The sequence below is a fragment of the Mesorhizobium sp. M7A.F.Ca.ET.027.03.2.1 genome (assembly GCF_003999175.1).
Taxonomy (GTDB): Bacteria; Pseudomonadota; Alphaproteobacteria; order Rhizobiales; family Rhizobiaceae; genus Mesorhizobium.
This window is the reverse complement of record NZ_RZOM01001344.1, coordinates 1-1,353: the sequence shown is the minus strand read 5'-3', so window position 1 is coordinate 1,353 and position 1,353 is coordinate 1. Positions and strand designations below refer to the sequence as shown.

At 58.6% G+C, this 1,353-nt stretch carries 2 protein-coding genes and 1 pseudogene; all 3 read left to right on the top strand.

Going from position 1 to position 1,353, the window contains the following annotated elements; genetic code table 11:
- Positions 1 to 371 (top strand): annotated as a pseudogene (locus tag EN750_RS34505) (nitrogen fixation protein FixI); the annotation flags it as partial.
- Positions 368 to 538 (top strand): cbb3-type cytochrome oxidase assembly protein CcoS, encoded by a 171-nt coding sequence (ccoS, locus tag EN750_RS34500; RefSeq protein ID WP_127399290.1) that lies wholly within the window; start codon positions 368 to 370, stop codon positions 536 to 538. The pseudogene EN750_RS34505 and the gene ccoS, both read left to right, overlap by 4 nt.
- Positions 535 to 1,302 (top strand): CBS domain-containing protein, encoded by a 768-nt coding sequence (locus tag EN750_RS34495; RefSeq protein ID WP_348629643.1) that lies wholly within the window; start codon positions 535 to 537, stop codon positions 1,300 to 1,302. Before ccoS ends, EN750_RS34495 begins: the two co-directional genes overlap by 4 nt.
- The last annotated feature ends 51 nt before the right edge of the window (positions 1,303 to 1,353 follow it).

Genomic DNA, 1,353 nt, shown 5'->3' with positions numbered 1-1,353 from the left:
CGCCGGCGCTGAGCGCTGCGCATGTCTCGATCGCGCCCGCCACAGCCGCCGACATTGGCCGCAATGCAGCCGACTTCGTTTTTCTGCGCGAAAGCCTCCTGGCAGTCCCACTGGCGCTGGACGTTTCGCGCCAGGCAGGACGCTTGATCCGGCAGAACATCGTCATCGCGATCGTCTACAATGCGGTCGCGGTACCGATCGCCATCCTCGGACACGTTACGCCTTTGATAGCGGCGATCGCCATGTCCGCCTCGTCACTGCTTGTCATTGGCAATGCGCTGCGGCTGCGCTCGTCAGAGCCAATTTCACCGGACAGGAATATTCGCCGCGAAAGACTATCCAACGCCAACGAACTGGTCGGATCGTCATGACCACTCTCACCTACCTCATACCCGTCGCGCTTTTTCTTGGCGCACTCGGCCTGTCCGGCTTCCTGTGGGCGTTGAGAAGCGGCCAGTACGAGGATCTCGACGGCGCGGCGGAGCGCATTCTCATCGAACGCGACGACGGCGCGGAGGATGCCCCTCGTTCCAAGTGACTCAGATCAAGGGGCCGTGTGCCGCGATGTCCTATCATCGTCTGACAAAAAATCAGGAGGTGAGCGTGCAAGCCGAAGCCATAATGACGAAGCCAGTCATCACGACGGATGCGAACGCGACGATTGCCGAAGCCGTCGAGCTCATGCTCTCAAACAAAATAAGCTGCCTCCCGGTAACGGGGAGCGACGGTGCCCTTGTTGGCATTGTAAGCAAAAGCGACTTCTTGCGCCGGGAGGAACTGGGGACGCAGCGGACGCGTCCTCGCTGGCTGGAGTTTGACCTTGGCCCTGGCACAATCGCCGATGGCTATGCGCGATCGAACGGACGGATTGTCCATCAGGTGATGGTTACAAACGTCATTTCGGCGCCTCCAGGCGCCTCGATTGCTGATATTGTAAACTTGATGATGCAATACCGCATCAACAATGTGCCGATTGTCGATCGGGACAGGGTCGTCGGCATCATCACGCGAACTGATTTGCTACGCGTCCTGATCCGCACCATGTCGAAACAGGGCACCACGCCACCCGATGACGATTTGATCCGCAAGGCTGTACTTGCCGAGCTGAAGGGACAATCGTGGAGCGATGGTGATTTGATTGATGTGAGGGTCAGCGACGGCGTTGTCGAACTGACAGGGGCGATTGTCGACGAGCGTCAACGGAAGGCAGCGATCGTTGCGGCGGAGAACGTTGCCGGGCTTGGGCAAGTCAAGGACAGCCTCTTCCTTACAAAATCGCTCTCGGTCACGATGGTTTCGTAGCTGCGAAAAAGCGGGGACTCAAAGCAGAGTCCATTGGGTTCTCCTTTCCTC

Excerpts from the sequence above, each read along its gene's own strand:
- ccoS (WP_127399290.1), top strand. The coding sequence starts at position 368 with ATGACCACTCTCACCTACCTCATACCCGTCGCGCTTTTTCTTGGCGCA.